6 protein-coding genes are annotated in these 8,226 nt (G+C 70.5%); 2 read left to right on the top strand and 4 right to left on the bottom strand.

Features of this window, described 5'->3' with window-relative positions:
- The 4 genes from RBH18_RS21185 to RBH18_RS21170 form a co-directional block, all read right to left on the bottom strand.
- A partial coding sequence (locus tag RBH18_RS21185) for a hypothetical protein (protein WP_306210410.1) occupies positions 1-2,474 on the bottom strand: 2,474 nt, incomplete at its 3' end.
- A gap of 144 nt (positions 2,475-2,618) precedes the next feature.
- The gene (locus tag RBH18_RS21180; RefSeq protein WP_306210408.1) at positions 2,619-4,877 is read right to left on the bottom strand and encodes a right-handed parallel beta-helix repeat-containing protein; all 2,259 of its coding nucleotides are present in this window, start codon (positions 4,875-4,877) and stop codon (positions 2,619-2,621) included.
- Positions 4,874-5,965, bottom strand: coding sequence for an acyltransferase family protein (locus tag RBH18_RS21175; RefSeq protein ID WP_306210406.1), 1,092 nt, complete (start codon positions 5,963-5,965; stop codon positions 4,874-4,876). Before RBH18_RS21175 ends, RBH18_RS21180 begins: the two co-directional genes overlap by 4 nt.
- A complete protein-coding gene (locus RBH18_RS21170; protein ID WP_306210404.1) occupies positions 5,962-6,279 on the bottom strand; it encodes a hypothetical protein in 318 nt (105 codons plus the stop codon). Before RBH18_RS21170 ends, RBH18_RS21175 begins: the two co-directional genes overlap by 4 nt.
- A 142-nt stretch (positions 6,280-6,421) precedes the next feature.
- Here RBH18_RS21170 and RBH18_RS21165 point away from each other — a divergent pair, with 142 nt between their 5' ends.
- Both RBH18_RS21165 and RBH18_RS21160 read left to right on the top strand, forming a co-directional pair.
- On the top strand, positions 6,422-6,712 hold the full coding sequence (locus RBH18_RS21165; protein WP_306210402.1) for a hypothetical protein: 291 nt from the start codon (positions 6,422-6,424) through the stop codon (positions 6,710-6,712).
- A gap of 9 nt (positions 6,713-6,721) precedes the next feature.
- A complete protein-coding gene (locus RBH18_RS21160; protein WP_306210400.1) occupies positions 6,722-8,056 on the top strand; it encodes a DUF6745 domain-containing protein in 1,335 nt (444 codons plus the stop codon).
- The last annotated feature ends 170 nt before the right edge of the window (positions 8,057-8,226 follow it).

The raw sequence follows: 8,226 nt of genomic DNA, 5'->3' as shown, positions 1-8,226 counted from the left end.
ATCCGGTACGTGTCGCCGGGCTGCGCGTTCTTGATCACCACCTTGGTGCATGCGGCGTGGTCGGCGGCGTGCAGGCGGATCGTGGCGCCCAGCCGCTTCTCGGTCAGCTGCAGCAACGAGGGCGGCCGCGGCTCGTAGTTGTTGCAGTCGAACACCGGGTAGTAGTCCGAGACGGGAACCTGATCCTCCGCCTTCGTGTAGAGCGTCAGGTCGGTGGCCGAGCCCACCGGCACCGGGCCCGGCCTGCCGCCCGTACTCCAGCCGTCCATGGACACGATGCGGCTGCCGGCCTGCACCGCCTCGATCTTCTTCCCGGCGGGCAGCGGCACGATCAGATCCGGGCGCCGGGACACGGCCTTGCCGTCGACCTTGACCACGGTCGGATCGCGCAGGATCAGCCGGCCCGACGAGAGGATCGGGGTCAGCACGGCGCCGGCGCGGGCCCGCTGCGCGAGCGTGTACTTGCCGGCCGGCACGTCGATCGTGGTCGTCGGCGAGCCCTCGTCGACCGCGGGCACCGGCCAGTGCACGACGTCGGGAGTGACCGCGGCGGTCGTCGCCACCTGCGGGCTCGTGGCGGCGGGCGCCGTGTCGACGCGCGCCTGGACGGCGTTGCGCGTGCCGACCGTCCCGAGCACGGCGGCACCGGCGTCGGCGCGGGCGGGTACGTCCAAGACCCGGTCGTACGTACGCACGGTGGGCGACGTGCCCCCGTTGAACTTCCAGATCTGCAGCGTCCCGTCGACGTCCAGCACCGCGCCCGGCACCCGGGCCATGGCCGCGGAGAGCACCCGGTCGTCGGCGAAGTACCGGTTCGGCAGCCCCCGGACCAGGTCGTGCCGGATGATGACAGTGCTCACCCCGAGGGCGTCGAGCAGCCGCGGTACGGGCGCCAGGTCCCCGGAGATCAGCGCGGTCTCGATCGCCTGCACGTCGGAGTTGAAGCCGGGCACGTCGCCGAAGTAGCCGTCGGGCTTGCGCTGGACGACGGGATGCTGGATGAGCAGGTTCGCGATGGTGTCCACGCCGAAGAAGCCCCACGTCGTGGGCATCTGGTAGTAGTCGTCCAGCGGCAGCACCAGCACCTTGCCGGGGCGCGGGTCGGCGTCGATGCGCTCGGCCGCGTCCCACCAGTAGTCGGCCACGCGCACATGCGTGGAGGGCTGGGTGGGTCGCTCGTCGGGCATCACCGCACCCGTGTAGAGCGGCCATGGATAGGCCAGGACCAGGATCAAAGGCACGGCCGATCCCGCGTACGCCAGTCGCCTGGGCCAGGTCGGCTTCGGCAGCCGGGTCCGGAGGAACGCCAGCATCCCCTCGACGCCGATCGCCAGCATCACGCCGAAGAAGGACACCAGCAGCTGGCCGAGTTTGCTCATTGGTTCCCGGAAGAGCCAGAAGCCGGGAGCGTACGTGTAGAGGAACAGGTTGATCTGGTTCAGCGGTGGCCGCAGCCCCTTGGCCAGGAAGACGAAGATGAGGATGAGGAACATCAGCCCGAACGCCAGCCGCCGCAGCCGCTTGGGCGCGAGCAGCGGGGCGAGGAACACCAGCGCGGGCAGCAGATAGCGGATCCAGATCCAGTACGGCTTGTCGAGGTCCTCGGCGAACGGCAGGTACTGCGGCCGGAACCACGCCCAGTTGGCGACCATCGTGAGGATGTTCGGCGGCAGGTTGTTGACTTGCGACCACGACCAGTTCGTGGGGTCGGTGAACGTGGCGTTGGCCGTGGCGCCGCCGCCGCCGACGTACTGGTTGGCCAGCGGCAGCAGCCACCACAGGTTCAGGCCCAGGGCCCAGGGTGATGCGCGCACGAACCACAGGAGCAGCCGTTTCGCGCCGTCGCGGCCGATGACCAGCGCGGCGACCAGCGGGGTGCCGGCGACCGCCCAGGCGTACGCGACCAGCAGCATCGGCGGGTTGAAGCTCAGGAACGACGTCGGGATCAGGGCGAAGCCCGCGATCGGGGCGGGCATGCGGCGGCCCAGCGCGACCCGCAGGGCGACGCCGGTGATGAACGCGACCGAGCCCACCGAGATGATGTTGAGCGGGTTCGGCAGGCGGGTCAGGAAGAATCCGTTGAGCAGGCCGAAGGCGCCCGCCGCGACGATGGCCGGCTCGCTCTTGACGAAGGCCCCGGCCAGGTAGGCGATGCCGAAGCCGACCAGCCCGTAGATGCACGTGTAGAACATCCACTGCGCCGAGTACTCGGTGAGGCCGACCTGGTGGCAGATCCAGATCAGGATGTACTCGAGCCAGCGGCACATGGTGTATCCGGCCGACCCGGCGCCGGTGGTCTGGTGGTTCCACGCCCACAGCACCTCGGGCAGCCAGCCGCGCCGGATGAAGGCGCCCATGTCACCGGTCGCGATGAACGTGCCGGTGCGGAACCAGCGGCTCACGATCACGGCGTCGAGCGCCAGCACGATCAGATAGGGCCGCGCGGCAACGAACGCCGAGCGGTAACTGGTCACACCTGCCCCATCGGCGTCCCCGGCGGTTTCCTTACTTTGCCCTTGACCAGGCTTGAGGAACGCTTGAAACAGGGGCCGTAGAGTTTTCCCTGTAAGCAAGAAGGCCGGCCCCCTGGGGGACCGGCCGGGACACAAAAAAATAAGTCAGGACAGGCTGAAGACAGTCGGAGACGACAGCTCAGAGCCCGAGACGCCCCCCGTACGGTAGGCGACGACCTGATACGAGACAGCGCCGGAAGGCGCGCCGGAATCGGTGAAAGACTGCGTGGAAGTGCCCGCAGAGAGCCCGAGCCGGCCCTGATAGTGAATCTCTCCCGCGGAAACGCCCTCCACGATCGTCAGCACGCGTGCCGAAACCGCGTTCGCCGGCGCCTGGGCCGCGAAAGAGCTCGTGATCCAGCCATCGGCGGAATCCGTCGTCGCCGTGTTCGACGTGTAGAGCTTCGAGGAGACGGCGGCGCCATTGGCGTCGAGCCACACCAGTCCCGTGCGCACCTTGCGTCCCACCTTGTCGCTCTTGAAGGACGCGGTCGCCGTGTACGTCTTGCCCGGGGTGACCGTCGTGACCGGCCCCTGCGCGCTGGCGGTGCCGGCAGCGGACGCGGAGACGGTCAGAACGCCGTTCTTCGGCGTGACAGTGGTCGACTTGGTGCCGGCCGTCCAGCCGCTGCCGTTGTCGGACATCAGGTTGCCCGGGACAGCGGTGCTGCCGGCGGGCAGTTCGGCGATCAATGTCCCGTTGCGGTAGACGCGGTAGCCGCCGACCGGGATGCCGGACAGTGCCGTGGACTCGCGCCAGCTGAGCGTCGCGCTGCCGCCGGTCCGGGACGCGTCGTCGCCGACGGGAGCCTCCGGGGTACCCACGCCGTAGCGGTAGGGGCCCACGACGACGCCGGTGCTCGTGTTGTCGCCGCCGCCGAGATCCGTGCCGGTGAGCGTGGTCTTCGCCGTCCGGGAGCCGAGCTGGACGCCGTACCAGGTGCCCTTGGCCGCCGCCGAGTCGGTGACGGTGTTGGCGTACACCTTGTCGCCGGCGCCGATCGACAGGCCGATGCCGACCGTCTCGAACGTGCCGCACCCGGTGCTGACCGTGCCCCTGCCCCGCTGACCGGCGTCGCGGACGACGTTGCCGGTGATCGTGTCGGGGCGCGTCTTGGCGGCGTCGTAGCAGCCGAACACCAGGATGCCGGCGTCGGCGGGGCGCTCGATCGTGTTGTCCTGGATGACGTTGGCACCGCCGGTCCACAGCGTGTGGGTGCTCGTGTCGTCCTGGGCGGTCGCCTGGTTCGCCGTGCCGAGCGAGCCGTCCGGGTCGGTGTAGTCGGTGTAGCCCACGGTGATGCCCGAGCCGTACGAGCCGATGATCGTGTTGTTGCGTACCAGGATGCCCTTGGGGTTGGTGACGTTCTTGTTGTTGCCGGTGTGGCTGTAACCGGCGTTGCTCTTGAGGACGATGTGACCGCCGTAGAGCGTGTTGTCCCGGATCTCCGAGTCGGTGACGGCCTCGAAATAGACGGTGCCATTGTCGTCGCGGCCGAAGCGGGTCAGCATCGCCGGATCGGTGAAGACAATGTTCCGCTTGAAGACCAGCCCGCTCATGTTCACCACGTCGAGGCTGTTGCCGAGCATCGTGCCGTCGAACTGGTTGTCCGAGACGACCGTGTCCGTGGCGAACCCGCCGCCACCGATGTTGTCCTCGTCACCGGACCCGGCGCCGCCCAGGTTGTCCCAGCGGTTGTCGATGACCCGGACGCCGGTGGTGCCATTGATCCACAGCTTGAAGTACTCGAGGTTGGTGAAGCGGACGTGCTGGATCGTCCAGCGGTCGCCGGCCTTGATGCCGCCGCCGGAGTTGGTCGTCGCCCCGTGGTCGCAGGAGGTCGCCGGGGGGACGCGATCAATGGTCAGCCCCGCGCCCTCCTTGCAGTTGCCGTTCACGGTGAGGTCGGACACCAGCGAGGTGCTGCCGTCGACCGGGGCGGCCGCGTCGTCCGGGCGTACGAGGAAGGAGTAGCTGAAGTTGGCGAAGCTGTCCGGGGCGGTCACGAGAGTGGTCGCGGTGATGCCGCTGCCGCGCAGGTTGACGTTGGGAAGCAGCTTGAGCGGCTTGCCGAGGGTGTAGACGCCGGGCGCCAGGAAGACGGTGGCCGGAGCGGCGGTGGTGGCGAGGGCGCCGGCCTTGGCGACGACGGCCATGAGTGCCGGACGGTCGTCGGCGCCGTTGCCCGCCGGCTCGGGCGCGGCGACGCAGAGCGGGTCGTCCGCGCAGGCCGCCGCGGTCAGGACGGTCGCGTTCACGGTGGGTGCGAGCGAGTAGCCGGCGGAGTCGGCGGCGTGGGCGGCCGGGCTCATGCCCAGCTGGGCGGCCGCCACGGCGAGCAGCAGGAGGATGATCCGTTTCACGCCGCGCTCTTTTCCCTGGGGCCGTGCAAGATCATGGTGAGGACCGGCCGCAGCCGGTCGGTGTGCCGCTCGGTGACCTGCGCGAACGCCCAGCCGGCGACCGTCAGTCCGGCCGTGAGGGCGGCCAGGGCCAGCCAGTGTCCCGGCGTGGGCGCCCAGCGGGCGTTGACGTCCGGCGTGAGGATCGCGGCGATCAGGGCCGCGATCGGCAGATGGATCGCGTAGAGCGAGTAGGAGCTCTCCGCGTACCGGCTCAGCCCGTCGAGGATCCGGCTGTCCCGCCGGATGTCTGTGGCAAGCGTCATCACAAGCGCTGTCGTTGCTCCCGCGAGAACGAGGACATTGATGCTGCTGTAGTGGGCGTAGGTCAGGTACATGGCACCGGCAACAAGTGCCAGCGCTGTCGCCCGGGCCGCGGTGGTCTGCGGCACCCTGCCCTTGAACTGGGACGCCGCGGCGCCGAGCAGCCAGACCGGGAGGTACATGAGCACCTTCGGGCCGGCGAGCAGCAGGACGGCGACGAGAACTGCGGCGCACACGACCCTTGTGCTTGTTTTCCCTCGCCATGTGCTCAATGCGAGCGGAAGCACCGCGTAGTAGACCGCTTCGTAGGCCAGAGACCACAGCGAGGCGTTCGTCCCGTAGGTGTGCACCACCATCGTCTGCAGGAACGTGACGTTGCCCAGGGCCGTCAGCGGGTCCAGCCGGCCCGCGAGGTCGCTCGCCGGCACGGTGTCGTGGTAGGCGGCGTCGCCCGCGTAGATCGACGTGTGCCCGAGCAGGGCCAGGCCGAGGTGGTCGAGAACGGCGGTCAGCAGGACCGCGGGGATCAGCACGATCCAGAGGCGGCCCAGACGGGCGCTCAGATAGCGCGACCACGTGAAGGTGCCGCGGCGGAAGGCGTTGAGCACACTGCCGCCGACCCAGTAGCCGCTGAGCACGAAGAACACGAGCACGGCCGCCGGGCCGAGGCCGGTGAGGGCGTACAGGAAGCCGTCGCCGGGCTGCATGAGCAGCGTGCGCAAGTGATAGACGACCACGAGGACCGCCGCGACCGCGCGGATCGCGTTGAGCGAGCGGTGGGTCATCGCTTCAACCCCACCAATCCCAGAGGTACGGCCAGAGCGCTGAGCGCCAGGCCGATCAGCACCGCGAAATAGACGACATCCGTGTGCCCGAGCGCGTGCACGGGTCCGCAGGCGGCGAAGATGAAAACCGCGAGCGCCAGCGGCGGGCGCCACAACCGATCCGCGATCTCCGGTACGGCCGGACGGGGCCTCCTGTGCCGCCACGGCGCCACGGCGTGCGTGAAGCTGCCGGCGTTACGTGGCTTGGTCGCGGAGGCGTGCCAGCGGCCGGCGTTCCGGCTCTTCGCCGCTGCCGGGCGCGCTGGGGCGTCCACTCCGTCTGACCACACGTCGTACTGTCGGCGATGGCCTCCGGATCTTGAGGACTTCTTGTTCTGTCGTACCCGGGGTCTACGGTCTCGGGTGTTCGCTTCTCTCGGTCTTGGGGGTTCGGTGTATCGCCAGGGTGACGTGCTGATGGTTCCGGTGGCGGAGATCCCGCCCGAAGTGGTGCCGGTCCCGCGTGACCGCCGCGGCCGCATGGTCCTGGCGCGCGGCGAGGCGACGGGCCACGCCCACGTGGTCGGCGGCCCGGGCCTGATCCTGACGGCCGAGCGCGACAACCCGGAGGCGATGTTCATCGACGTCCCGTCGCACGGCCGCGTGACCCACGAGGAGCACGGCCCGATCTCGCTGCCCGCGGGCCGTTATCGCGTGATCCGCCAGCGGGAGTATGTGCCCGGTTCCTACCGCCCGGTCGCGGACTGAGGCCGCCCGATGCAGCTGACCCCCGCCCAGGAAACCGCCGCGGCCGCCGTCGAGGACCAGTGGCTCGCCGCCGGCCTCGCCACCGGGCCGGCGCACCGCCCGGCCGCCGAGGAAGCCGTCGCCGTCGCCTACCGCGCCGCCGGCCTGGCGCCACCCACCCAGGTCTACTGGCTCTCCTCGCCTCGGGCCGGCGCCCTCGCCGCCGCCTTCCTCACCGGCGCGGCTTCCCCCTCTTCTTCCGCTGCTGTTTCCTCTTCTTCCGCCGCGTCGTCCCGCCCTGGTGCTGCTTTCCCCTCCGCGGTTCCTTCGTGGGTCGTGGAGGTCGAGGCGGAGCTGCGCCGGCAGGGCTGGAGTCCCGAGCTGACCGCCGGGCCATCGGTGCGCGCCGCCGTCCGCACCGCCCCCTGGTCGGCCGCCCGCACCGCCGCCCTGGCCACCTTCGGCAACGAAGCGTGGGCCCAGCTCTCCGCCGCCGCCGGCCGCCGATCCTGGGCCCTGATCATGGACCGGGTCGCCGCCCGCCTCCGTGCCCGCCTCCGCGACGATCTGACCGAGCTCCCGGCCGAGCTCGCCGCCCCGGCCGCCCGCGCGGTCCTCGACGCCGTCTACGGCCAGCACGACGCCGCCTGGCTGTGCACCTTCGCCGCAGCCGACGTCCTCACCCGTGCCGTCTCCTCGGACCCCACTCTCGCCGGCTCCGCCTCCCCTGATCTCTTGGGCACCAGCTCCGCCTCCCCGGAGCCCTTTCCCGCCCACTCCGCCTCCCCGGAGCTCTTTCTCGGCGACAGCCTGACCGCCGCTCGGGGTGGCTTGGCGGGATTGGCCGCGGTGGCGCGCGAAGCCGGCTGGTGGTGGCCCTTCGCCGACGCCGTGATCCTCACCGAGCGCCCCACGGTGCTGTCCCGCGACAACGTGGGCCGCCTGCACAGCGAGTCCGCCGCGCTCGAGTTCCCCGACGGCTATCACCTGTGGGCCTGGCGCGGCATGCCCATCCCCGCCTCGCTGGCGGCCGAGCTTCCCACCCTGACCGCCGACCGCATCAAGGCCGAGCCCAACGCCGAGATCCGCCGCGTGATGCTGGAGCACTACGGCTACGACCGCTATCTGCGCGACTCCGGGGCCCACCGGCAGCACACCGACGAGACCGGCACACTCTGGCACCTGGCCCTCCCCCACGACGAACCCCTCGTCATGGTCGAAGTCGTCAACGCCACCCCCGAGCCGGACGGCACCCACCGCGTCTACTGGCTCCGCGTCCCGCCCGCCACCCGCACCGCCCGCGAGGGAGTCGCCTGGACCTTCGGCCTCACCGCCGACGAATACCACCCCCAGGTCCAGACCTGACCGCACCCGACCACGGCCGCCTCCCCAGTCGCTGGGGAGGCTGCAGCCGCCCTACCCGCGGCTGCCCTCGCCGCCGCCCCTCCCCGCAGCCGCCCTTGCCGCAACCGCCCTTTCCACAGCTGCCCTTCCCACAGCTACCCTTGCCGCGTCCGCCCTTGCCGCGTCCGCCT

The organism is Actinoplanes oryzae (assembly GCF_030757795.1).
In the GTDB taxonomy this organism is placed as follows: Bacteria; Actinomycetota; Actinomycetes; order Mycobacteriales; family Micromonosporaceae; genus Actinoplanes.
The sequence above is the reverse complement of the archived record's forward strand: the minus strand, read 5'-3'. Positions and strand labels throughout refer to the sequence as shown.